This is a genomic window from Pleurocapsa sp. PCC 7327 (assembly GCF_000317025.1).
In the GTDB taxonomy this organism is placed as follows: domain Bacteria; phylum Cyanobacteriota; class Cyanobacteriia; order Cyanobacteriales; family Microcystaceae; genus Hydrococcus.
This window is the reverse complement of record NC_019689.1, coordinates 2,570,438-2,595,805: the sequence shown is the minus strand read 5'-3', so window position 1 is coordinate 2,595,805 and position 25,368 is coordinate 2,570,438. Positions and strand designations below refer to the sequence as shown.

Annotated in this window: 19 protein-coding genes and 2 pseudogenes; 9 read left to right on the top strand and 12 right to left on the bottom strand. The window is 45.3% G+C overall.

The genetic code is table 11. From position 1 onward, the window contains the following. Positions 1-2 precede the first annotated feature (2 nt). Positions 3-809 carry a slipin family protein gene (locus tag PLE7327_RS11535; RefSeq protein WP_015144011.1) on the bottom strand — a complete coding sequence of 269 codons (807 nt, stop codon included), beginning with the start codon at positions 807-809 and terminating at the stop codon, positions 3-5. A gap of 259 nt (positions 810-1,068) precedes the next feature. Here PLE7327_RS11535 and ylqF point away from each other — a divergent pair, with 259 nt between their 5' ends. Beyond that, positions 1,069-1,911, top strand: a complete 843-nt coding sequence (gene ylqF / locus PLE7327_RS11530) for a ribosome biogenesis GTPase YlqF (protein WP_015144010.1) — start codon at positions 1,069-1,071, stop codon at positions 1,909-1,911. Positions 1,912-1,998: 87 nt separating this feature from the next. Here ylqF and PLE7327_RS11525 read toward each other — a convergent pair whose 3' ends face one another. After that, a complete protein-coding gene (locus tag PLE7327_RS11525; RefSeq protein ID WP_015144009.1) occupies positions 1,999-3,591 on the bottom strand; it encodes a B12-binding domain-containing radical SAM protein in 1,593 nt (530 codons plus the stop codon). A 922-nt stretch (positions 3,592-4,513) separates the two neighbouring features. On the opposite strand from PLE7327_RS11525, the gene PLE7327_RS11520 reads away from it, so the two are divergent. The 3 genes from PLE7327_RS11520 to PLE7327_RS11510 all read left to right on the top strand — a co-directional run bounded on the left by PLE7327_RS11520 (position 4,514) and on the right by PLE7327_RS11510 (position 7,282). Continuing rightward, complete coding sequence (locus tag PLE7327_RS11520) at positions 4,514-5,194, top strand: hypothetical protein (RefSeq protein ID WP_015144008.1); 681 nt, start codon at positions 4,514-4,516, stop codon at positions 5,192-5,194. A gap of 93 nt (positions 5,195-5,287) precedes the next feature. Next, on the top strand, positions 5,288-6,760 hold the full coding sequence (zds, locus tag PLE7327_RS11515) for a 9,9'-di-cis-zeta-carotene desaturase (RefSeq protein WP_015144007.1): 1,473 nt from the start codon (positions 5,288-5,290) through the stop codon (positions 6,758-6,760). 72 nt (positions 6,761-6,832) lie between these two features. Further along, positions 6,833-7,282, top strand: coding sequence for an SRPBCC family protein (locus tag PLE7327_RS11510; RefSeq protein ID WP_015144006.1), 450 nt, complete (start codon positions 6,833-6,835; stop codon positions 7,280-7,282). A gap of 14 nt (positions 7,283-7,296) precedes the next feature. On the opposite strand, the gene PLE7327_RS11505 is transcribed toward PLE7327_RS11510, so the two are convergent. Together PLE7327_RS11505 and PLE7327_RS11500 are read right to left on the bottom strand one after the other, a co-directional pair. After that, positions 7,297-7,650, bottom strand: a complete 354-nt coding sequence (locus PLE7327_RS11505) for a cell division protein SepF (RefSeq protein ID WP_217523093.1) — start codon at positions 7,648-7,650, stop codon at positions 7,297-7,299. Positions 7,651-7,923: 273 nt separating this feature from the next. Beyond that, positions 7,924-8,481 carry a DUF6335 family protein gene (locus PLE7327_RS11500; RefSeq protein ID WP_015144004.1) on the bottom strand — a complete coding sequence of 186 codons (558 nt, stop codon included), beginning with the start codon at positions 8,479-8,481 and terminating at the stop codon, positions 7,924-7,926. Between the two features lie 58 nt (positions 8,482-8,539). Here PLE7327_RS11500 and PLE7327_RS11495 point away from each other — a divergent pair, with 58 nt between their 5' ends. Then, positions 8,540-9,349, top strand: coding sequence for a pentapeptide repeat-containing protein (locus PLE7327_RS11495; RefSeq protein WP_051036423.1), 810 nt, complete (start codon positions 8,540-8,542; stop codon positions 9,347-9,349). Positions 9,350-9,563: 214 nt separating this feature from the next. Continuing rightward, complete coding sequence (locus tag PLE7327_RS26540) at positions 9,564-9,755, top strand: DUF4126 domain-containing protein (protein ID WP_371265297.1); 192 nt, start codon at positions 9,564-9,566, stop codon at positions 9,753-9,755. 160 nt (positions 9,756-9,915) lie between these two features. Here PLE7327_RS26540 and PLE7327_RS11490 read toward each other — a convergent pair whose 3' ends face one another. The 3 genes and pseudogenes from PLE7327_RS11490 to PLE7327_RS11485 all read right to left on the bottom strand — a co-directional run bounded on the left by PLE7327_RS11490 (position 9,916) and on the right by PLE7327_RS11485 (position 13,164). Continuing rightward, positions 9,916-10,755, bottom strand: coding sequence for a hypothetical protein (locus PLE7327_RS11490; RefSeq protein ID WP_217523091.1), 840 nt, complete (start codon positions 10,753-10,755; stop codon positions 9,916-9,918). Between the two features lie 305 nt (positions 10,756-11,060). Next, positions 11,061-11,213 (bottom strand): annotated as a pseudogene (locus tag PLE7327_RS25780) (IS4 family transposase); the annotation flags it as partial. Between the two features lie 52 nt (positions 11,214-11,265). After that, on the bottom strand, positions 11,266-13,164 hold the full coding sequence (locus PLE7327_RS11485) for a DUF1822 family protein (protein ID WP_015144000.1): 1,899 nt from the start codon (positions 13,162-13,164) through the stop codon (positions 11,266-11,268). 1,324 nt (positions 13,165-14,488) lie between these two features. Between PLE7327_RS11485 and acs the strand changes: the two genes are divergently transcribed. From acs to PLE7327_RS11470, 3 genes and pseudogenes are all read left to right on the top strand, one after another. Further along, entirely contained in the window at positions 14,489-16,468 is a 1,980-nt protein-coding gene (acs, locus tag PLE7327_RS11480) for an acetate--CoA ligase (protein ID WP_041393174.1), read from the top strand. 148 nt (positions 16,469-16,616) lie between these two features. Then, positions 16,617-16,924: pseudogene (locus PLE7327_RS26535) on the top strand (hypothetical protein). 227 nt (positions 16,925-17,151) lie between these two features. Then, on the top strand, positions 17,152-18,489 hold the full coding sequence (locus PLE7327_RS11470; RefSeq protein WP_015143997.1) for a TIGR03279 family radical SAM protein: 1,338 nt from the start codon (positions 17,152-17,154) through the stop codon (positions 18,487-18,489). A 158-nt stretch (positions 18,490-18,647) separates the two neighbouring features. Here PLE7327_RS11470 and PLE7327_RS11465 read toward each other — a convergent pair whose 3' ends face one another. The 5 genes from PLE7327_RS11465 to PLE7327_RS11445 form a co-directional block, all read right to left on the bottom strand. Next, complete coding sequence (locus PLE7327_RS11465; RefSeq protein WP_015143996.1) at positions 18,648-20,699, bottom strand: cation:proton antiporter; 2,052 nt, start codon at positions 20,697-20,699, stop codon at positions 18,648-18,650. A 505-nt stretch (positions 20,700-21,204) separates the two neighbouring features. Further along, a complete protein-coding gene (locus PLE7327_RS11460) occupies positions 21,205-22,491 on the bottom strand; it encodes a glutamyl-tRNA reductase (RefSeq protein ID WP_015143995.1) in 1,287 nt (428 codons plus the stop codon). Positions 22,492-22,725: 234 nt separating this feature from the next. Then, on the bottom strand, positions 22,726-23,763 hold the full coding sequence (glpX, locus tag PLE7327_RS11455; protein ID WP_015143994.1) for a class II fructose-bisphosphatase: 1,038 nt from the start codon (positions 23,761-23,763) through the stop codon (positions 22,726-22,728). Between the two features lie 213 nt (positions 23,764-23,976). Next, positions 23,977-24,564, bottom strand: a complete 588-nt coding sequence (locus PLE7327_RS11450) for a hypothetical protein (protein ID WP_041392069.1) — start codon at positions 24,562-24,564, stop codon at positions 23,977-23,979. A gap of 148 nt (positions 24,565-24,712) precedes the next feature. After that, positions 24,713-25,348, bottom strand: a complete 636-nt coding sequence (locus tag PLE7327_RS11445) for a chorismate lyase (RefSeq protein ID WP_015143993.1) — start codon at positions 25,346-25,348, stop codon at positions 24,713-24,715. Positions 25,349-25,368 lie beyond the last annotated feature (20 nt).

The window sequence follows — 25,368 nt, the reverse complement described above, 5'->3', positions numbered from 1 at the left end:
TCTTACATCCGCAGGCGATCGCCATTTTTTAGCTGCTCGTTTTGTTTGTCGCTATTTTGGAGGCTTTCCGACCATTGCTTAGCAAGGGTAATCATATCCGACGGCATCATTACAATTGTTGTCGTGTTGTTTTCTGCCCCAATTTCCGTTAGCATTTGCAATCGCCGTAACTCCAGCGCTGCCGGATTTTCCATAATTTTTTGCGAGGCTTGCGCTAACTTAACTGAAGCTTCTTGTTCGGCTGAAGCTTTGATAAGGCGAGCGCGTTTTTCGCGTACCGCTTCCGCCTCTTTCGCCATTGCTCTTTGCATTGCTAGGGGAATTTCTACATCTTTCATTTCTACCCGTTCGATTTCGATACCCCAAGGTTCAGCCATCTCATCCACAATTTGTTGAACTTCTTGATTAATTTTGTCCCGATTTTGTAGGACATCATCGAGAATGTTCTGTCCGACAACGTTTCGTAGTGTGGTCATCGCAGCCTGATAAACGGCTACTTGATAGTTCTCAACCCGATTAATTGCTTTGGAAGGATCGAGAATCCGATAGTAGAGAACTGCATTGACTTTAATCGTAACGCTATCAGCCGTGACCGTTTCTTGAGGAGCAATATCAACGGTTTTAGTACGGACATCCACTTGAGCTTTTCGATCTACTAGGGGGATAATCCAATACATGCCCGGCCCTTTGATGTCGTTGAACCGTCCCAGACGAAAGATAACGCCTCGCTCGTATTCGCGATCGATTTTGATGCCGCTAACGCCAAAGAGAAAAACTAAACCAACTAGAGTGCCCAAAATCGCTTCCATATTCGACTCCTCGAGTGCTCTAAAGTCCTTTTTGCATTCAGATTCGAGATGATTCCATTTTAGAAAGCCTGAGCGTGGGAAAGCGATAGCTTAACAAAAAGATCGGTAAATTTTATATTAATTGTTTGTCTACCTACTGTGTCAATTTTGTTTTGCCTGGTTTTGGTAGTGCGAAAGATCCTTCGCGTCTTGCTCGCACGAGCGAGACGCTCGTACTACGATCGAATCAAACTTGACAAACAACTACCTACTGACTCCCATGCCACCTGAAATCCAATGGTATCCCGGTCACATTGCCAAAGCAGAACGACAGCTCAAAGAACAACTCAAGCGCGTCGATGTCGTGCTGGAAGTATTGGATGCCAGAATTCCCCTCGCTTCCCACCATCCTCAAGTTGCCGAATGGATTGGCAGCAAACCGCGAATCTTAATTCTCAATCGCGCGGATATGATTCCCGAATCAGTGCGTCAGGCATGGCAAGCTTGGTTTAAGCGACGGGGAGAAGTACCTTATTTTACCGATGCCCAACAAGGTCAAGGTATTAGAGCTGTCAGTAAAGCGGCGCAAGCGGCAGGAGTCGAGATGAATCGGAGACGGCGCGATCGCGGCATGCGTCCCCGTCCCGTTCGCGCAGTGGTCATCGGCTTTCCCAATGTCGGTAAATCAGCGTTGATCAATCGTTTGTTGGGGCGTAAAGCCGTTGCTAGCGCCCGTCGTGCGGGAGTGACTCGCCAACTGCAATGGGTGCGGATTTCTGAGTCAATCGAGCTACTGGATGCGCCTGGGGTCATTCCTTCCAAGCTGGACAATCAAACCGATGCCGTCAAATTAGCCATTTGTGAAGATATTGGCGAGGCAGCTTACGACAATCAGCACGTCGCCGCCGCTTTAGTCGATCTCTTGGTTGCGTTAGCCTATGAAGAAATATTGCGATCGCGCTACGGATTAGATCCCCTCTCCATGACTGGGGAAGAATATATTCACGAGTTGGCAAACAGTCGCTATCAAGGAGATGTTGAAAGAGCAGCGCTTCAGTTATTAAATGATTTTCGTAAAGGATTGATGGGAGCAATTCCTTTAGAGTTACCGCCGACGAATTGAGGTTATTTTAAGCAAAAACTGACGAATTTGGTGAGTTTCCCTTTCCCCTTTTTCAAGAGGGAATTAGGGGATGAGGGCAAAAGCGCTCTAGACGGCTGTTTTCTCCTGCCAATCGGGCCTATCCGCACCGCCTAACTTAGTGACTATGGGAGAATGGGTTGCCAGATGAGCGGCTAATTGCGCGTTAATCTGGTCGCGCACAATTTGACGGTAGTCATAAAAATGTTCTATGAAAGCACAAACTTTTATATAGTGATCGGTAACGCGGGGATTGTATCGGACGATTTTAAACAAATTAATCCAGAACTTCCAGCGCGTCTTGCGAAGCATCCCCTGTCGCCAAATTAAAATGAGTAAGGCGCGAATTTCTCTCAACCTAAGCCGAAACTCTCCAGAATGCTTGGGCGCTCTTAGCTTCATAAAGTGACGGAAGGTGCGATCGAGATAGCGTTCCGGATCGTAGAGTTGCCAAAATCCCTCGATATATTCGCGGGCAATATCTTCGATGGGACGAGTCGGCACGAAGTTCATGAGCGTCGTCTGGTTCATTCCAGATTTTTCTGCGAGCAGTCGTCCTTCTTTCTCCAGTCGATGCCAGAGAGCCGTATTTGGAAGTGCCTGCAACATGCTGAACATGGCGACGGGAATGTCTGTCTGTTCGACAAAGCGAACGATGCGATCGCCCGCCCCTGGTTTTTCGCCATCGAAACCAATGATAAATCCCGCCATAACGCGCAATCCAGAGCGCGTAATCTTTTCTATGGCTTCACTCAGGGAGTTACGAGTATTTTGAAACTTTTTGGTTAAGTTTAAGCTGTCCTCATCTGGCGTTTCAATCCCCAAAAAGACATTGGTAAAATTGCACTCTGCCATCAGTTCCATCAGTTCTGGATCGTCGGCTAAGTCTACCGAGGCTTCAGTCAGAAACTTAAAAGGATATTTCTTTTGAGCCATCCAGACTTTCAACTCTCTTAGTAACAACTTGACGTTGCGCTTGTTGCCGATGAAGTTATCATCTACCATAAAAACGGAACCTCGCCAGCCGAGAGCGTACAGGCGATCGAGTTCTGCGAGAAGTTGTGCTGGCGTTTTAGTCCGGGACTTGCGACCATAGAGAACGATGATGTCGCAAAATTCGCATTGGAAAGGACAGCCGCGCGAAAATTGCAGCGACATATTGTCGTAGGCATCGAACTCTAATAAATCGTAGCGAGGAATAGGGGTTTCGGTAACGGATGGTTTCTCGGTTGCCCGAAAGGTTCCGTTCGTTTCCCCGCGCGCGATCGCTTCTACCAATAAGGGTAAAGTGATTTCGCCTTCATCAAGAACTAAATAATCTGCTCCTGCCGCTTTCACTTCGTCGGGAAGGGATGTAGGATAAGGACCTCCCGCCACCACTGGCTTTCCTCGTCGCTTTGCTTCTTGGATTTGGGCGAGCATGTCTTCTTTCTGGACGATCATACCAGAGACGATGACCAGTTCTGCCCAATCCCACTCATGTTCGGTCGCCTCGCGAACGTTGCGATCGACTAATTTATACTCCCATGCTTGCGGAAGAATCGCCGCAACGGTAATCAAACCGAGAGGAGGTAATAATGCCTTCCGATTCACGAGGGCTAAAGTTTTCTCAAACGACCAAAAACTCTGAGGAAATAGGGGATATAACAGTAAAACTCTCATGTAGCTTGCGCTTTTCCTTGCTTTGCTTAGTTTGAGTTTTTCAAGCTTAACGTATTAGGAAGCTTAACGTATTAGGAAGCTTGTCCATTGTTCCCAATATAAAGATTCTTTAAGCCAGTCTTTGTCAGGAATATCTTACTAGATGACTCGGACTGGCGACAGAAGTGACATACACAAAGACAGAGAAGGAAGGCAGATGGTTCCTGTGAGTCTCGATTTATTATTTATGCCTTACCAAATAGATCTGTCATCTTACCTCAAAAAGCTTACTATCGCAACTCTCCAGAGATATTTGACAAAAAGCTAGCAATTGTTTAAGAAAAGTCTTTTTTATGGTTAACAACTTATAAGTTTGCGAGTCGGACACGCTTACTTGAAATACGCCTTCAAAAACCGGAATATATGTATATTAATATCTGGCTAGGGATATTATGAGAGAGACTAGCGAGGTTGCAGTCAATAAAGTTTTTTCCTAGAATTTTTAGAGAAAGATTGGTATTTTCCCTGCTTAAATTTTTCCTTGCTTTTTTACCTTTTTTCAATAACCTATTATGAAGAGACTTGTTTGGTTTCTTAAGAAGAAATTGATTATCGCAAATCTAAAATTCACTTTTTAATTTCTAAAACCCCCAAAATTAAAATATTAAGAAAGAAAAATAAATTATCGATTGCCTGTTTCTATTTAATCCGCAATTGAGTAAAATTATAAGCTACATCAACCGTACCCTTATGCCCTTATGAAACCCCTATGTTTATTCAAGACGAAGAAGTCCCTGGCAAATCGAAGGCTGTAGCTGGCTGCTTTACATAAGCAAGATAAGCACAACCCCAATTTCCCTGATGAATTCAGAAAATAGTCTATTTTCTTGGGAGAGAGCGATCGCTGCTGACCAAAATACTTCTAGCTGTCCACAAACCATTGATGACAGACTTGGCTAACGACTTAACAGTTACCCAAACAGCCGCATTACTGGCTCGTTATGGGTTTGAATTGAAAGGATATACCGCCCTAGAATTAATCGACCAGTGGCTGCGACTATATCCAGCTAAATGGGTTCGCTTAGCTGTCATAGAAGCTCTCTATCAAGGACGTTACAAAGCGATTTCAGTGGAACATATACTTAGCATATGGCTGCGACGAGGACAGCCAACCTTTCACTTTTCCTATGAATTTGAACGTCTCGTGTTTCGGGTTCTTCCTCCCGCTAGCGAATCTAAATCTGCCTCGGATGCCATAGAAGATTCAGAACGAGAGAACAATGAATTAGTCGCTCGCCTGCAAGAAGTTTCTAAGAGATTGAGCCGCTTCCATCAAGCGATCGCCAAGAAGCCGTCTACAGCCAACACTACTCCCGAAGAGTCGTCAACTATTGCTCTCGATCGTCCTACCTCTCAACAGCCAAGTCAAGTTAGCGCTCAAGAGAATACCTTTCCAGAGGCAAAACCGCAACAGAAGTCTTCCTCTTTGCCGAACAAGGAGTTTAGACTGTTGGCAAACAAGCGACGAGCCATTCACGAATTTACCCCAGCGATCGACCGATCTGATTTTTACTCTAAGCTCAAGGCAGTCGTTCGACAAGAATCAGACGAAAATTCTGATTGAAGAAGAAGTCAGGAGCACAGGAGCAAGAAATTTCGACCTCAGCAGGTAACTTCTCTTTTAAAATATGTTAAGAACCTGAAAGGAAAAGACTCAATGCGCGTTGCGATCGTTGGTGCAGGATTAGCAGGAATGGCGACAGCCGTCGATCTAGTCGATGCGGGCTGCGAAGTAGAAATTTTTGAATCTCGTCCGTTTGTTGGCGGCAAAGTCGGCAGTTGGATCGATACTGACGGCAACCATATCGAGATGGGATTGCACGTCTTTTTTGGCTGCTACTATCAACTGTTCGACTTGATGAAAAAAGTCGGTGCTTTTGAGAACTTACGGCTTAAAGAACACACCCATACCTTTATAAACGACGGGGGACGAGTTGGAGAATTGGATTTTCGCTTTATTACGGGCGCTCCCTTCAACGGACTCAAAGCCTTTTTCACCACTTCCCAACTTTCAACCGTCGATAAAATCGCTAATTCGATCGCGTTGGGAACTAGCCCATTGATTCGCGGTTTAGTAGACTTTGACGGGGCAATGAAAACAATTCGGGATTTGGACTCGATTAGCTTTGCCGACTGGTTTCGCCGGAAAGGCGGCAACGACGGAAGCCTCAAGCGGATGTGGAACCCTATCGCTTATGCCTTGGGATTTATCGATACCGAGCAAATTTCCGCTCGCTGCATGCTGACCATTTTCCAGTTTTTTGCGGCAAGAACGGAAGCCTCAATCCTGCGCATGCTGGAAGGGTCTCCTTCTGAATACTTACACAAACCCATTATCGATTACATTGAAGCGCGCGGCGGAAAAATATATACCAGACGGAGAGTGCGGGAAATTTTCTACCAGGAAAAAACAGGACAAATGCAAGTAACTGGGATGGCAATTGCCAACGGCGAGACGGAAGAAACCATTGTTGCCGATGCTTATGTTTGTGCTTGCGACGTTCCCGGCATCCAGCGCCTTCTACCGCCAGCTTGGCGCAAATGGACTGAGTTTGACAATATTTATAAACTCGATACCGTTCCTGTGGCGACAGTGCAACTTCGCTTTGATGGATGGGTGACAGAATTACGAGATCCGCAGGCACGCCAACAATTAGAAAAAGCTGTCGGAATCGATAATTTGCTATACACTGCTGACGCTGATTTTTCTTGCTTTGCAGATTTAGCACTCACCAGTCCGGGAGATTATTATAAAAAGGGACAGGGATCGCTGTTGCAGTTAGTGTTAACCCCTGGCGATCCTTTTATCAAAGAGAAAAATGAAGCGATCGCCCAACACGTCCTCAAACAAGTTCATCAACTCTTTCCTTCTTCGCGGGAGTTGAATATGACGTGGTATAGCGTCGTTAAGCTAGCCCAGTCTCTCTACCGCGAAGCGCCAGGAATGGACCCTTATCGTCCTCCACAAAAAACTCCTATCGCTAACTTTTTCTTAGCAGGTAGCTATACCCAACAGGATTATATCGACAGTATGGAAGGTGCTACAATTTCTGGACGGCAAGCGGCAAAAGCGATTTTAAAGGGTGCTGAGATCTTAAAAGTCAACGCGCAACCATCAACCGCCGGATAATCTGCCGATCGCCGACTCGCTAGTCGAAAATAGAGTAGATAGTTAAATCTCTCCCCATCTATCCCAAATCAAATGACGAACTGGTTAGAGCATACCGTCCAAATTGAAATTGACGTTCCTATCGAGGTTGTCTGGAATCTCTGGTCGGATCTAGAACAAATGCCGCGTTGGATGAAGTGGATCGACTCGGTTAAAGTTTTGGAAGACAACCCCGAACTTTCTCGCTGGAAGCTGGCTAGTGGGGGTTTCGAGTTTACCTGGCTTTCTCGCATCCTCAAGTTAGTGCCGCATCAGATCATCCAGTGGGAATCGGTCGATGGTTTGCCTAACCGAGGTGCAATCCGTTTCTACGATCGCCATGGTAGCAGTATCGTTAAAATGACCGCAGCCTATGCCATTCCCGGATTTTTAGGGAAATTAATGGATAATTTATTTTTAGGACGGATCGTTGAGTCAACCCTACAAGCCGATCTGGAACGCTTTAAACAGTACGCCATGCAAAAGCAGGCTCAGTCTAAGTAACTAGCGACCTGTTATCATAAGTCCGAACTCGGAAGGCAGTTAGTAGAGTTAGTAGTCATTTTTCTCCTCTCTAATTTTGGCGAGATGGGATGGTTCGCTGCTTCTGGGGCAGTAATGCGAACGGAACTAGGCGCAAACAAAAATGTCTTTTCTCCAATCCATAGAGTACGACCGTCAATGGCATGGGTGCCGCCTGCCATCCAGTCAATCACCCTTTGGGCGGTTTCGGAACTCAAGCGGTTGAGGGTCAATACGACCATCTTTCGATTTTGCAAAGCTTGCAATGCTTTGACGGTTTCTCGTTCCGATTTCAACTCTATTACCACCACTTCGGGATTTCTGCTTTCAACTCCTCTCAAGTCTATCAAGTTGTTTTGCCTCATTTTTTTCGGTTGACTGACCAAACTTCTGCTTGTTTTTTCTGATATAGTACAAAAAAACTAACTCAAGGCTAAGGAATGAAAATAATTCACTCTAAAACAGCTTTACCATAGCCCGATCGGTTTGCGTCAATCGAATTTTTAATAATTCACCGTTTTTTGCTCCTCAACTGCTCAGTCCTGATTTTTGCCTCTATATTAATCGACAAAGGGATCGGGAGCAATCTACCGCCTGAATTATCTTTTTTATGATGGGAGCGCCTATTCAAAACGATCCCAATAGTCTTCTGAGGATTCGGGTTCTAGTTCCCAGCGTATGCGATCGCGTCGTTCCAACTTGTCTCGCGTGCGGATAGGTTCCCCATCGACTGAAGCAATCCCCATCGACTGAAGCAGTTGTTCGGTCACGCTTTGGTCGGGCGTAGGAGTCTGTCCGCCGACGGCTTCTTCTCCCACGACTTCAGCTTGATACCAATCGTCGTCGAGATCGCCCCCCGTTACGTTAGTACTAGAGTGACACTCGTAGATAAACGTCTCCAAGGTGCGTCCCATTCCCAGATCGCGATCGACCAAGCCCTCAAAGATTAGCTCTGCTTCTTCGGTTCCAATCAGATCGGCTAATAACATCTCTTGAGAAATAATTTCTGGCGCTGCTTTAGGCGAATTGATAGGTTGAAAAAAATTACTATCTTTCATGGCGATCCCTCCTGTCCCTCGATCGTGAAGCATTAATTGAGCCTTTAATTCAATGTTATTAACTCGATGAGGCAACCAATTCTTGCCGATAAAGACTCTTAACGACTCGAAAGGAAATTTCATAGAAGATAACAAGCCTTACTCTTTTGGTTCTATGGCTGAGATCACATCGCTCTTTACTATGAAATCACTGCCCTTTCCCTTTAAATATTGGACGATCGAGCTAGAAAGTAAAACGATTGAAAACCCCAGTTTCTCCTGGAATTTTCATAGTTTTCACGATTTCTATCGCCAATCTAACTTGACAAGAATGGAAAATGAACTTTATCTCGCGCGACTAAAACAAGATGTCGATACCTGGAATCAATGGAGAAAAGGCAATAGCCAACGGATCGACCTCTCTCGCGCCCAGTTGAGGGGTGCTGCTCTCAGACGAGCCTGGCTCAATAACGTCGATCTGAGCGAAGCCAACCTCAGCTGCGCCGATCTCAGAAGAGCGCGTCTGTGCAATATTTGCGCGATCGCAGCCGACTTCACTGAAGCCAATCTCAGTCGAGCATCTTTGCAAGATGCCGTTCTCAAAAGAGCCAATTTTGCGAAAACTTCCCTAAGATGGGCTTGTTTAATTGGAGCCGATCTCAGCGGAGCTAACCTAGCAGGAGCCGACTTAACGGGAGCCGATTTGACCAATACCGACTTGAGTGGAGCCAACCTGACGGGGGCTGAACTGACAGGCGCAGACTTGAGTGGAGCTTCTCTAATCGACGTGCAAGCGTGCGGTACCAATTTTCAAGGAGCAATTTTCACCGGAGCTTGCCTGGAAGATTGGAAAATTGACAAGGCGACGCAATTAGACGAGCTAATTGGCGATTACGTTTATCTCGAATCCGGTCGGCAGCGGCGCTTTCCGAGCAATGGCAGCTTAGGGCTAGGAGAAATCGGTCAGCGATTGCAAAAACTTTTAGGAAAGATCGAGCCTTTAGGGACGTGATGCTCCACGGCGGCTAGAAGCCCCGTGGCTTTTTTTGAGCAATCGAGAGAGCCAACGAACGCGATTTTTTAGATAATAGACTTGTTGCGAAATAAATTTCAAATTCAAAGCTTTAGAGTTCTTAAGTTTCAAGCTTGTAATAGGATAGGAAGAGATATTTTCTATATCTTTTCGATGTTCAGCGCGATCGCCCTACTATTAGGATTGTTTTTCCATACATTATCGGCTATTTCGCAACAAGTCTAATAGTTTTGCTTCCACTGGACATTTAAATCTTTCAACTGACTTTGACTGGATAGAAACCCAACACGCCTTAATTGTCTTTGGTGTTGCCGGCTTGCTAGAAATCGCTGGCTACTACATCTTGTTGCTACTCCTGCTACCTTTGTTGCTGGGACAGTTCTAACTGCCTCAGTAGCTCCTCAAATGAATCCAATTATCCAGTGGACTTTGGCAGTTGTTGCCAGGGGCGGAACGGATCTTGGCAACGATTAAATTAGCGATCGCTGCCATCTTGTCTGTGCTTGCCCTAACTGTAAAAAATTTTCCGCTTGCCGCTAAGCACTTCAAAAACAATTCTTGGATGGGCGAAATGGTAAAGCGAAGAAAAAAGATTTCTGCTCGGACTTTGACAAACCTGCCCCAATTTTAGCGCTTGAAAGTTGACAAAATGAAAATGGGCGTAAGGTTTTTTCTAATACAGATACTTTCGACCTAGTCCCAAAATATTTATGACTATAAGGCCACAAGAAAACATTAAAGGGACGACCTCCAAGTTTTTCCTTATATCTATAGGTATCCTTGTCATACAAACTCAGCACGGCTTTTAGTCGGTCTGCCAGTTTCTCACAGCCAGTAAAGTTGTTAGATGTATAGCATTGAACATCGAGCTGGTTACAACCCGTCTGCGGTACTAATGCCGCCTGGAATGGCTGAATGCTGCAAAAAATTGGTTGACTGTATTGAAAACGGAGAGCGCGGAAATCTGCTAGAGTGTAATGAGCAAAAAAATGATCGTCTACTTGAATCCCATCCCCATGACGTGCTTCATGAATCAGTTCTGGCACCCTTAGAGAACGATACTGAGGAGACTGAATCCAGACTATAGGTTTTAGTCCTTGCTGTCGTGCTATCTGGGCAGTCTGTTGCTGAACTGCATCGGGCACATTGCGAAAATCTAGAAAGACCACCTTGTAGTTTTGCCCTTGGATGTCAGCCATTACCTGAGCAAGCGTGTTAGTAGACGAGTGAAACCGAATCTGCGGTTGAGAGAGCCAAACTCCATTGGGGGCTGCCATTGCTAACTCGGAACCAAGCACTATTCCTATCGTCGTTCCACAAAGTTTTGCCAATATAGATTCAAAACTTCGGCGAGCGAAGCGGTTATTTTTAACAATTTTTGTCATCCCTAAAATCGAACAAAGATCTTTATTTTTTTGAACAAGGCTATAATAATAGATTACCCAACTGAAGTAGTTTTTTAACACGATTTGGCAAGTTATCGAGAATTAAGCTCTAAAAACGAACACTACGAGTGCCTACTGAAAGTAACTCTTGCCATCCAAGGCACTTCCTAAAAAGACTATGAGAGGGTTTTTATCAAAGAAATGGGAGGATGGTTAAGTAAGGGCAGCTTGACAATGGCTGAAATTGAGTCTGAAGCTATTTATGACTCTCTAGGCAAACAAACCGTCAATCAAATGATGCAAATCTAAGTACAGGACAAAAATTGTAGGCAATGAAGAAAATCCCGATGATTGGGCAAAGAAGGGTTAAGAATCAGATGACGAAGATGCTCAAAGCTCAAGCGGAAAAGACTCCGGGCACGACGACCATGTTTTTTGAGCGGAATCGGATGAAGCTTGGGAAATTGTTATGAGTACTTATCTTCTCGTCAGTCTCCATTTGCCAGCACGTCAAATCACAAAATCTTCTTTGATGCTAAAGGTATTGTGGGCTATTCGAATGCTAAAGCGTTTTTGGGCTTCGCCCCTAAAGCGCGGTAGCTGAATGAAGTTATCTTGATTTTGCGATCGCACTTCCCGCAAAATTTGCCCCGATTCATTGAGCAATGCTAGCGTCAAGTTATCGGGAAGCACGGTTTCCTCTCCCATCGGTTGAAGCTGGATGCGAATGCCGATTTTTTGGTCGCAATCTTGAGCGATCGCGACTAGCAAAGCCACCTGTTTTTGAGATTCGGGCAGCCGAATCGCTTTGAATCGTTTGGTGGTGTCTTCTCCTCTCAGGTGATAAATACTGCGCAGCCGAGGTAAAATTCTGGGGTTTGCGATCAGGACTTCTACGGGTTGCCAAGCCTCCTCAAAAGCATAGTCGAACCATTGGCTGAGGTTAGTTGGTTGTTTGGGCGATGGCGTTAATTCAATCGTATCTTCAAATGCAGACGACAATTTGAGGCGATGAGAAACCTTGCCGCTAATTTGCTCGACGAGCTGGCTGGTGACGTATTCCATTACCATGGGCGGGAGGGCGAAAAGAGACTTTCCGGCTTCGGATGTCGTGGTTTTTTCGAGCAGCGATCGCTGCCCCAGAGAGGCAAGAGCTTCTAAGAGTTCGCCTTGGGAGATAGGTAAGCTCAGATTGGTTGCTAGGCTAGAAAAGGAAATCGGTCGTCGCTCGATCGCCAGCCAGTAGAGAACTTCCCGCTCCAACTCCGACAAGCGTCTCCTCAGCGGCGCTAGCAGTTTGCCAATATCCCCGAAAACAAAGATTTCTCGTTCTAAAAATTCGGCGACATTGCCATTAAATAAGTCGCAAATGAGTTTGGCAGCCAGCTTGAGCGCGGCTGGATTGCCCTGATAGCGTTCGACGAGCGATCGCCAACTGCTAGAATCACTCAGTCCTTCAGCTTGCAAAATTTCTCCGGCATCGGAGATCGATAAGCCAGATAAAATTAATGAACGCACGGGGGCTGATTCTCCCTCCAACAAACCAATCTCTCTCGGATTTTCTAGACTGGTGACTAACAAGCAACTCTGATGGGATTCTTCTCCGACTCGCGCAAACAGTTCGCCGTAATTCTCGTAACCTTCCCGATAGCGTCCGGCTAGTTGATTGGGTTGTAAAATGGCTTCCACGCCGTCGAGGACTAGCAAACAGCGCGACGAGCGTAAATAACCCATCAGCGAAGATAGTGAATCGTCTTCATATTCCGATTGCGCGCCAGAAAACGCTTTTTGCAGGCTGGCAAGCAGTTCTTTGAGCCTAGGAGCTTGACTCAAAGAGCACCAGAGCGTGCAGTCAAACTGTTCTCGAATTTCTTCTGCCAGTTGTCTGGCGAGAGCCGTTTTGCCAATGCCGCTAATGCCTCGTATGGCGATTAGATTACAGCCATCTTGTATCCATTGTTTGAGGGTGGCTAGTTCTTCAGTTCGACCGAAGAAGACGGATCGTTCCGGCGTTTCGTTCCAATTGTGGCATGTTGCTATTTCTGAGGTGACATGCCCGTCCAATTCTTCATAAGAGATCGATCCAATGTTTTTCTCATTTGGATTTTCTTGGATTAGCTGCGATAGGGTTGTTTTGACTGGTAGGGAAAACAAGCGTCTCTCCAAAATGACCCGAAAATTGGTTTTGCTAACTTCTTCTCCCAAAACTCCTGAAAGCATTCGCCAGAGCCGAGGTCCAATGTCGCGCATGAGGTAATTGAGACTGTACTGGGAGTTTTCTGCCATTTGGTCGTAGGTCATTCCTTGCCAGGTTCCCTCAAGGATGATTACCTCTGGGGCGCTCAGGTGTCTGCCTGCTTGCTGAAAAACGATAGCATCTACAAAGTTCAGGGTTTCTTCAAAATTCATCGATCGATTAGGGTAGGGAACTTTACTCCATGTAATTTTAGGCAATATTCACTCAAGCATAACTTGGCTCGGCAGCCTCTGCTATTAGTTTATGGTATAGTATGCATAATTCATGCTCGAAAACTCCGATAATATTTGCATTATTTCCCTTCAACATAACTCACCTCATAAATTATGTTGAAAAAATCTAGGCAATTTACCTAAGTAAGTTTTATGATGCAAGTAAGGCAGAAGAGAAAGGAGAACGATTGATGAAAAAACGATATTAGCTCAAAATCTATCCTAGTCATAGGTTTTCTAGCTTTTAAGAGGATATCCCAAAAGTCTATTTTGTCATTCTGAGTACAGTGGAACGTAACGAAGAATCTCTGTTTGGAGTTGGTATACTAGATGGATTTTCAAGTCAGTAGAATACAGAATTTTTTCCCTTATCCCTTTCACCCAATCGACCAATTTGGTGTCTCATCTAACCGAAAAGTGCTATAAGACCATCTCTAAAAAAGAACGCTACAGATGCTCGAGGGAAAAAGTCTTACACCCAGAGCGGCTGGCTAATTGATAATTCGCAATTGATAATTCGCCATTAAAATCTAAAAACATTGAATTTCTAGCTAGAATCTATCTCTATTTCCCAATTGCGAATTGATAATTGCGAATTGCGAATTGCTATAAGATATTTCGCTTCGCGATCGCGACGCTCAACATGACATTCTCTACTTTTGGGACAACCTGTAAGGAGTTAGACACTGAGGCAGCATTCAAGCACTAACCAGATAGATAAAAAGTTCGGAAAAACGATCGCTTTTTTTCCATCCCGCTCGCTTGTTAGCTCCGCGATTTATTCAATAGTAATAATTACAAAAATTCAATGAATAAAGACAGCGATCGCGCCGCAAAAGCCGCGTTTACAATTTTTAATTTGGATTAGTTTTTTGAAACCATCAAAGAAATTTATTCAACTCAAACAAAACACCTCAAAAATTCCACTGTTTCTTCTGTCAAAAACGACTTTGGTGTTTAGGAAGGAAGTCAGCGATGTTCTATTGCTGCCTCATATTTCAAGTCATCTTCATTCGACTAGAGAAGTATTGCGGTCCATTTTAATGGACTCAATCTGTAAGCTGGGAAATTAATTTCCATGCACCTGTTGCGAAACTGACGATTGAATTTAACTATCGTGTTTTATTTCTTCACCATTGTTTAAAAAACTTTGCATACTGCTTTGAATTATTTTCTGTGCCGTGCCAAAAGAGCTTAAAAAACATTTAGTATCGCTCTCTCATGACAAAATAGTGATAGGTATTCTATGACAAGCAAAATTAATATGACACAAGCAACGCAAGCAACCATAGAATCAATCCTTCAGGAAAAGCGTTTATTTGCGCCCCCGCCGGAGTTTTCTCAAAAAGCTTATGTGGGCAGCTTCAGCGAATACCAGCAGCTTTATGATAAAGCCAAAGCCAATCCAGAGCAGTTTTGGGGAGAATTAGCCGAGCAGGAATTACACTGGTTCCAGAAGTGGAACAAAGTTCTCGACTGGCAACCCCCCTTCGCCCAATGGTTTGTCGGCGGCAAGATTAACATTTCCTATAACTGTCTCGACAGACATCTCACCACCTGGCGCAAAAACAAAGCGGCTTTGATTTGGGAAGGAGAACCCGGAGACTCGCGCACGCTGACCTATGCCCAATTGCATCGGGAAGTTTGCCAGTTTGCCAATGCCATGAAACAATTGGGCATTAAGAAAGGCGATCGCGTCGGCATTTATATGCCCATGATTCCCGAGGCCGCGATTGCAATGCTAGCCTGTGCGAGAATTGGTGCGCCCCATAGCGTTGTTTTTGGCGGTTTCAGTGCCGAAGCCCTCAAAGATCGACTCGTAGACGCGCAAGCTAAGCTGGTCGTTACCGCAGATGGAGGCTATCGCAAAGATAATATCATTCCCCTCAAAGAACAAGTCGATCGCGCCCTAGCCGATAACGGCGCGCCAACCGTGGAAAAGGTCTTAGTCGTTCGACGCAGCCAACAACAAATTCTTATGGAACCGGGGCGCGACCATTGGTGGCACGACCTCAAACAAGAAGTATCTGCCGATTGCCCTGCCGAACCAATGGACAGCGAAGACGTGCTGTTCATCCTTTACACCAGCGGTAGCACGGGCAAACCCAAGGGAGTCGTTCACACTACCGGAGGCTACAATCTCTACACCCACATGACAACCAAATGGATCTTTGATATCAAAGATACCGATGTTTACTGGTGTACGGCGGATGTGGGCTGGATTACGGGTCACAGTTACATTGTCTATGGTCCCCTATCAAACGGTGCGACGAGTCTAATGTATGAAGGCGTGCCCCGTCCTTCCAATCCTGGCTGTTTCTGGGATATTGTCGAAAAATACGGGGTAAATATCTTCTACACCGCACCAACAGCAATTCGGACATTTATTAAGATGGGCGAACACCTACCCAAAGCCAGAGATCTCTCTTCCTTGCGACTGTTGGGAACGGTCGGCGAACCGATTAACCCCGAAGCGTGGATGTGGTATTACCGCGTTATTGGCGGCGAACGGTGTCCGATTACCGATACTTGGTGGCAAACGGAAACGGGAGGTCATATGATTGCGTCCTTCCCCGGTGCTATTCCCATGAAACCGGGTTCTGCGACGCTTCCTTTTCCCGGCATTGTTGCCGATGTCGTGGATTTAGATGGCAATCCCGTTAAAGGTGAAGAAGGAGGATACTTAGTCATCAAACATCCCTGGCCCGGTATGCTGCGTACTGTTTATAACAATCCCGACCGCTACCGCAGCACCTATTGGGAACACATTCCGCCCAAAAACGGACAATATTTTTACTTTTCTGGGGATGGAGCGAGAAAGGATAAAGACGGTTACTTCTGGATAATGGGTCGCGTAGACGACGTAATCAATGTTTCCGGGCACCGTCTGGGGACGATGGAAATCGAATCTGCCTTGGTATCTCATCCTGCCGTCGCTGAAGCGGCAGTCGTCGGCAAACCCCATGAGGTGATGGGCGAGTCAATCGTTGCTTTTGTTACCCTAGAAAGCAAGCATAGTCCTAGCGAAAAGCTGATCGACGAGCTGAGACAACACGTCAGTAAAGAGATTGGTCCAATCGCGCGTCCGGGAGAAATTCGCTTTACCGATGCTTTGCCTAAAACGCGATCGGGTAAAATTATGCGTCGTTTGTTGCGCAGCATCGCATCAGGTCAAGAAGTGGCAGGCGATACCTCGACGCTAGAAGACCGCAGCGTACTCGATAAGTTGCGCGGTGGCGCATAAACTTATTTCTTTAAGGGGGCAATTCAAAACGGTATGCGATCGCGCTTTATGGTTATTAACGCGATCGCATCTTAAATTGCTTTAATATTAACCCAGCATAATAAGTCTAAATAAGAGGTGATTCGATCGCACCAAAAGAAGATTGGCTATGAAAAAAGTTGCAGTATTTGGCAACACTGGAGGCGGTAAATCAACGCTAAGCAAGAGATTATCGGAAATTACTGGTTTGCTACTTCATGTCTTGGACAAGATTAAATATCAATCGGAGGGTCGATTAATAGTTACCGTATGCTTTGGTTATGCCACAAATATTTGACCCCAAGATATCGTGAGTATATCAAGCAGGCTCAAAGCACCAAAAGTGTTTATTACATCAGATCTACTCAACAAATTTCACAATTTTTTTTTGAATTAATTGAAAATGATGCCAATGCTGAAGATAGTTCGCCAACGTAACTATATATTCGACAGCACAAGTGCGAACTAATCCCATCATAATGATATTTAGATAACTAACGATTCGGCAGTGAAGCCATTAAAACGGTTAGAGGCATAGGCTATCGACTGTGTGCTATTTGAAGCTTGGCAGTGGGGTTTGAGGAGCGATCGCGCCATTCTTCGACCCTTCGGATCGATTAGTCTTCTTGATACTATTGAGAACTTTTATCTTTTATTCTTTTATTATGAGCGAAACTTCTATTCGTCCTGCTCGAATCAATAAAGTCATTCCTAACTCTATTGCAGCCGAAATTGGATTTGAACCGGGAGATGCGATCGTTTCTATTAATGGAACTAAGCCCCGCGATCTCATTGACTATCAGTTTCTTTGTGCGGATGAAATTTTAGAAATTGAAGTAATCGACGTTGCCGGAAAAACTCATCATATTGAAATAGAAAAAGACTACGACGACGATCTGGGATTAGAATTTGAAACGGCTCTTTTTGATGGTCTCATTCAATGTAATAATCGCTGTCCTTTTTGCTTTATAGAGCAACAACCACCAGGAAAAAGAGATAGTCTTTATCTCAAAGATGACGACTATCGCCTGAGTTTTCTTTATGGAAGTTATTTAACACTAACCAATTTAACCCAAAAAGAATGGCAGCGCATCGAGCAAATGCGCCTTTCTCCTCTCTATGTCTCCGTCCACGCCACAGAACCAGAAGTTCGCATTCGCCTCTTAAAAAATCCCCGTGCAGGACAAATCATGGAACAGTTTCAATGGTTTCAAGAAAGGCGCTTACAAATTCACGCTCAAGTCGTTGTTTGTCCCAGTATTAACGACGGAATTCATTTAGAAAAAACTCTCTTGGATTTAGCCTCATTTCATCGAGGAGAAATTCCTGCTGTTGCTTCTGCTGCGGTCGTTCCTGTCGGATTAACTCGCTTTCGTCCTACAGAGGATGAGTTAATTCCTGTCAGCCAAGAAAAAGCGACAGAGGTTATTTCTCAAGTTGAGAAATTGCAAGAAAAGTTTCGTCAAGAATTTGGCAGTAATTTCGCTTGGCTAGCAGATGAATGGTTTCTCATTGCTCGACAAGAATTGCCGCCAGAATCTCACTACGAAGATTATCCTCAAATTGGCAATGGAGTAGGTTCGATTTGTCAGTTTATCAAACAATATCAAGCAACTGCGAAAAAGATACTTCCTGCTCAACTAAAGAAACCTCGAAAATTTACTTGGGTGGTAGGAAATGCTGTTGAAATTGCTTTTAAACCTTTGGTAGAAAAGCTCAATCAGGTTAAAGGATTAGAGGTAAATTTAGCTCCTTTGCGCAGCAATTATTGGGGACAAGAAATTACTGTAACTGGTTTGCTCACCGGACAGGATTTAATAGAAGGATTAAGAGAAAAGGAGTTAGGAGAAGCGATTTTATTGCCATCGGTTATGCTAAAATATGATGAGTATAAATTTTTGGACGATTTAACAGTAGAAGAAGTCGCTAGCCAATTAGGAATTAAAATTTTACCCGTCAATGGAGTTGAGGAATTTCTTAAAACTTGTATTAGTTATGAGTGAGTGGCAATCTGTGAGAAGTTAAGCTCATTCCCTTTTCTTAGCTTTGTCCCTTGTCATTTGTCCGACGTTCCCCTGGACGCAGGTTCGGGGGGCTGCGTCGGCTTCGTCTTTCCCCATCTTCCTTTTAACCAATGACCATCGCTTGAGGTGATTGGGAATTATGGCTCTCCTAACACGATCGCGGAACAGGTTAGTTGATGTACTAACCTGTTAGTGATATTGTTAAACGCAAATCCTTCCGCATTAGTGATATTTTTTTGAGAGTTCAACACGACCAAATCGAACTGTTGCGAGCAATCCACGATCGCTCTGACGGGATCGTTGCTGGCGATCGCTCTGGTTTCGATCTTAGTTTGAGGGGCAAATTCGGAGATCGGCGATCGCATTTTAGACTCAATCTTGCTTTTTTGCCCGCCTGAAAGCCTGCGATCGCAAACCTGCAACAATGTCACTTCAGCATCGTTGGCATGTGCCAAAATTTGGGTAAAATAAACTTTTCGGACGACTTGCGGGGAATCATTTTCTACAGGCACCAAAATCCGCCGGATTTTAGTCGGAGAAGTCAACAAGCGCGTAGCTGCTACCGGACAGTGGGCGGTGGAAAAAACCCTGTCAATAATACTGCCAAATAAGCGAGTTCGCAAACCCGCTCTTTGCCCCCAACCCATGATGATTAAACTGGCTTTTTGTTCTTGACTGGCTCTAGTAATACCTTGAGCGACATTATCATCAATGCGTAACAGCGGTTGGGCGGAAACATCTAATTCTTCACTGATAGCGATCGCCTTTTCTAGTAACTCCTCGCCCTGACGTAGGGCTGTTTGCACTTGAGAAGCTTCCATATAAGGATTGTCGGTTACGATCGACAAAGGAACGATCCGTCCGCCTTCGTGGCGAGTTAGTAATGCCGCCATCTCGATTAAATACCGCTCAGTTTCAGGGTTGTAGACGGGAACGACGACTGTAAACGGCTCGTCTTCACTCAAGCCTGTTTTCCAGCTAAATAGCTCTGTAGCCGCCTTGGAGTTAGTTTCTGGTAGGGAAAGACCGGGTGCGGTTTTGCGGACGATTAGGGGAGAAAGAATGACCGTCACCAACAGCATTACGACCACGCCATTTAACACCTCTTGCGAGACGATCCCAGCCTGCTTGGCAACCAGCGCCGCTGCCAGCGTTGCCGCAACTTGCGGCAGTGACAAAGACCACATAGTCAGCATTTCGCGCCAGTTATAGCGGTAAAGCAGTTTCGCTCCTAAGGCAGCCGTAAATTTGCTGGAAATTAATCCAACCGTCATGGCTAGCGATAGCCAAATCGATGACAGACTGCTGATGAAGGCTGGAATATCGACAATCAAGCCAATGTCAACAAAAAAAATAGGAATGAAAAGGACATTCCCAACGAAGAGAACTTTTTCTTTGACGCTGCTCTCGCCGAGAACGTCATTGACTGCCAGCCCTACCAAAAAAGCTCCAACAATCTTTTCTACGCCAACTAATTCTGCCCCGAAGGAGGCAAGAAATACGGCTAGCAACACAAATAAAAACTGGTTACCTTCATCCGCCCCAGAACGGCGAAAAAATTCTCGTCCGGCGCGATCGAAACCAAAAAGCACAACTACAGTGTAAACTGCAAGCGATCCTAATAGAAATAGCAAGTTAACAAGGCTGAAATTTCCTTTATTAACCCCCACACAAATTGCCAAAACGAGCAAAGCGCCGATATCGGTAAAAATAGTGGCAGCGATGGTTACGGTAACGGCTTCATTGTTTACAACTCCCAAACGGCTAACAATGGGATAGGCAAGAAGCGTGTGAGAAGCTAACAAAGAACCCAATAAAATTGCCGCATTCCAATCAAAGTTAAAAATTCGACCGATCGCAATTCCAGTAATTAAAGGAACTAGAAAAGTCAAGCTGCCAAAGCCAATAGAACGATATTTAACTCGACGAAATTGTTCGAGGTCGATCTCTAGTCCGGCGACGAACATTAGATACAGCAATCCAATGTCCGACAGCAGCGTCATCATTTGCGATTGGGAGTCTAGTATTTTTAGTCCGTTAGGACCTAGTACTACACCTGCAAAGAGTAACCCTATCATTCCAGGGAGCCGCAGTCTCTCGAAGCATAGAGGTACGACTAAAATTACTGCTAGGAGAATAGCAAAAGTAATGACCGGATCTTCATGTAAAAAGTTTATTAATTGCTCCATAAATTTAAAAGCAAATTTATAATCTTCAACCAAAAATGGCAAATAAAACTTATTAATTTTAATTTGTAAGCATGCTTTACTCTAATTTCTTTTTGAAATTTTCGCCACCGTATGAAGTGTGACCTTATAGCAGTTTTCAGTTAGATGAGAGACGGGCATTGGTCGATTGGGGGAAGGGGGAAAAAATCCTCTATTCTACTCACTCGAAAATCCGTCTCAATATTGGCAACAGATGAATCTACCGCTTGACTTCTGTCAAGGGTAGGTAGTTTAGATTAGGAGATTGATGGACACGTAGACACGGGGATAGGGAAGCACCGAGAAGAGGTTGGCTCATGCTCCGCGTTAGTGCGCAATGCTCTTCCCTCTCGAAGGGTGCTTCTCTGACGAGCGCGTCGGCTCCTACTCTCGATGTCTGTCTCTTGGCTACTTCTCGTCGAAAACCTCCCCCTATGAAGGGAGGTTGGGAGGAGCTTTGTGGTGTTACGTTCTTTTTAGAACCTAACTAGATTACTTGTTCTTCTATTTCTAGATTAAACAACATTTGCAAAGACTGAATGCATCGCCGACGGGCTTCGATATCTTGCTGCGCCCGCAGCTGTACCATCGGTTCGTGAAGAATTTTGTTAACGATGCCTCTCGTGAGCGCTTCGATGACTTCTTGGTGTTTTTCGGCGAATTCCGTACCCAAGCGCGAGAGAGCTTTTTCTAGTTCTTGCTCGCGGATGGTTTCAACTTTGGAGCGCAAACAACTAATAGTGGGAACGGTTTCGAGAGATCGCCACCACAACTCGAACGCTGCGATTTCTTCTTCTAGCAGGGCTTCAGCTTCTTGTGCCATTTTACGGCGGCTTTCGTAGTTCTGTGCCACTACTGCTTTGAGATCGTCTACGTTGTAGGACTGAACGCTTTCCATTCCCCCAACATCGGCATGGACGTTGCGAGGCACGGAAATGTCAAATAACATTAACTCGCGATCGCGAGTTAATGAGGCTTCTAATCGCGAGCGATTGATAATCGGTTCTGTGGCGGCGGTACTGGTAAAGACAATATCCGATGCGGCTACCGCACTCATCATTTCTGTCAAAGGATAAAGTTTGAGTTGCGCTTCTGGAAACTGACTTGCCAATTCTTCGGCACGCCGATGAGAACGGTTAACGATGCAAATCTGTTGTGTTCCTTTTGCCAACAAGTGCTGAACCAACAAGCGAGACATTTTCCCCGCACCAATAATACAGACGCGACGGGCGGCTAAATTCTCGGCTTTCATGTGCGCTAATTCTACGGCTGCCGAACTGATAGAAACTGCGCCAGTACCGATATTCGTTTCGCTGCGGACTCGCTTGCCTGCCGTCATCGCTTGTTTGAAGAGGCGATCGAGGATTTGTCCGAGACTTTGATATTTTTGTGCCAATTTATGAGTATTTTTAACCTGTGCTAATATTTGTCCTTCCCCTAACACTAGACTTTCTAGTCCTGCTGCGACTCGCATCAGATGGCGTACTGCGTCTTGGTGCAACAAAATGAACAAGTACCGCCGCAGTCGGTCGAGGGGAATGTGACCGATCTCGGAGAGAAATTGGTTAATTTCTCGCACGCCCTGGTCGGTTTCGGTTGCGATCGCGTAGATCTCCAATCGGTTGCAGGTGCTGATAATCGCAACTTCAATGATGTGAGGGTAGCTTCGCAGGTGAGCTAGGGCGCTTTCTAGCTTGGCTTCTTGAATACTCAATTTTTCACGAATTTCCACGGGGGCTGTCTTGTGACTCAGACCCACAACAGCAATATTCATGTGTTCTCCTAGAGTTTTTTGTCTTCCGTTGCTCGAATTAAAACTACAGAGGAACTTACAAGTCTCTAATCTTTGCAATTTAAACGCGATCGGTTCTTAGAGAAAGGATTTGAAAACAAACTTTATGAATGAGACAACACGATCGTTAATTCTCGATTTCAATTAATGAGTTAGAGGTTAGTTGTTAGTGGTTACTTCCTACTAACTACTAACGACTAACTAATTCCTAACGACCTATCTCAATTGTATTGTCTTGGGCTTCTCAAACATGTGAATCGTATCGACAAAGCGGGCTGTCATCGACTGGGAGGAAATAACTAAGCTTTGCGTTCTCGCGCCGCCATGGAAGAAACGAACGCCTTCCATTAAAGTACCGGGGGTAATGCCGCAGGCAGCAAATAAAACTGTTTCTCCGCTTGCCAGTTCTTCTGCGTTGTAGCAGCGATCGGGGTCGCTAATGCCCATTTCTTTTAGACGAGCGATGTTGCCTTCCTTGCTCTCGCCGATCAAGCCAGTCTTGACGATTTCGGGGTCGTAGATCAACTGTCCTTGGAAGTGACCGCCCAAGCAACGCATTGCTGCTGCGGAAATTACGCCTTCGGGCGCTGCACCGATTCCCATCAGCGCGTGAACGTTTGTTCCTGAAAACGCACAAGAAATTGCTGCCGAGACATCACCATCGCTAATGAGTCGAACTCTCGCGCCAGCTTCTCGAATTTCTTGGATCAGTTCTTTGTGACGGGGACGATCCATCACGATGACGACCAATTCCTCGATCGCGCGATTTAAACACTCAGAGAGGATTTTGAGGTTTTCTGTTGCCGACTTGTTAATGTCTACATGACCTCTAGCTGCGGGTGGCGCTGCTAATTTTTTCATGTAAAAGTCTGGCGCAGCAAACAAACCTCCTTTCTCGGAAATGGCTAGTACTGCCATAGAACCGTTTTGTCCGTAGGCGACTAGGTTGGTGCCTTCGCAGGGATCGACGGCAATATCAATCTCGATCAGTTCGTCTGGATTACAATAGTCTTTGGCATCTTCGCGGGTACAGATGCCTACTTCTTCTCCGATATAAAGCATGGGGGCTTCATCCCGTTCGCCTTCGCCAATGACGATGCGACCCCGCATATGGATTTTGTTCATCCGCTCCCGCATCGCTTCTACGGCTACGTGGTCGGCGGTATTTTTGTCGCCTTTGCCCATCCACTTGGCTGCGGCGATCGCGGCTTGTTCGACAACTTCAATAATTTCTAAACCCAGCGTACTTTCCACGGAATTTTTCCTCCCAACAGCTTATCTAGTTATTTGGTTTTCCTGGCGTTGTTTGTTCGCTTCACAGTCAAAAGTCTATCAGACAGTGGGAACTCCTTGAAATTAAGTCTAGTCTTGCTAATTGTTAAGTTTTTCTACAAAGAAGGTTTAAAAACACAAAAACCCGCCCAGGCGGGTTTTTAGCAGCTCGAACGAACAAATTAAGATTTCGATTTATGCCCAAGGATCGGGCATGTGTTTATTAGATGGCGATTTGGATGGTTCGACGGGTTTTGGTGCAGGTTGGTCTCCCACAGAAAAATCAAAAGCGATCGTTGCTTTCCCAGGATCTAATTCTTTGTGTAAATCTTCCCACTCTCCAGAAGCGTTTAATTCTTCATAAATCAGAGACTCTTCAGCAAAGAGATTGTCAGCAATTACGGTAGCTTCTTTATCGCCTGCAAATCTTCTGCCAGGTTGCTGTTGATGACCCATCTGCCGCGACTCTTCGCTGAAGAAATCTTCAGAAATCATGGTAGCTTCTTTATCGCCTGCAAATCTTCTGCCAGGTTGCTGTTGATGACCCATCTGCCGCGACTCTTCGCTGAAGAAATCTTCAGAAATCATGGTAGCTTCTTTATCGCCTGCAAACTTCCTTTTGGGCGAGGATTGCATTTCGGGTTCTTTGACAGTAGTGCTTTGAGTAGAAGTTCTTGACGCGGCATCCAACTCTCTTTTGAGTTGGTGAAATTCGCGGGTGAATGTTTCGAGCAGATTCTCTAAGATTTGCAGGCGTTCGTAAAGATTGACAGAAGATGCCATAATCGTAGTCTCCAAAGAAGATGGGTAAGTTCTGTAGTTGGTTTATTCTTCTCTACCTACCAGAATTCCCAGAATCTCCCTCGAAGTTACCAACAATTATTTTTTCTCTTGGCAATTTCCAAGTCGTTCAAGCGCGATCGCGAAGCGCTTACGCAGGCGATCGCGAGTCCGGAAGAATTTCGCTCATCTGCCCCAAATATTTTCTTAAATAGGGAGAAAATACTTCATAAATCAGCGTTATCGGCTTGCTATCGTGCCAAAAGAGGTAATGACGACCCCAAAAAGGTCCTTTTTCGCCGAATGCGACTTCCAATTCCTGGGAATGACCGTAATAGATGCCCTGAATATCTCGGTATAACTCGGCATGCAAGCGCGAGAGGCTTTCCCAAATCGGCAGAGAGCGATTCTGCAAATACTCGTCTACATGGTTGGCATCCCACCAAGAGGCTGCATATGCTAATCTTTGTCCTGATGCTGTGCGCAACCAAACCTGTCGTCGCAACCTCGGTTCGGGAACGGCTTTTACCTGATTGGGCGCCCTGTCATCGTCGGTTCCGATGAAAGACATATCGATGACATCCACTTCTGTTTTCTCTCTCGTCAAGAGTTGTAGATGACGAGTCGGCGAACCATCTCCTAACAGCAATATTTGCCATGTCGGTGCTAGTTGAGCGTGAGGTAATCCCTGGCGAACAACGTCTTCACCTCCCTCCCAGATAGGGGTTAGAGAATACCATTGAGATGCTCGCGTCGTTTCATCATGAGGTTTAAAGGTAGCAGTCAAGGCTCTTTACAAAACTTAAC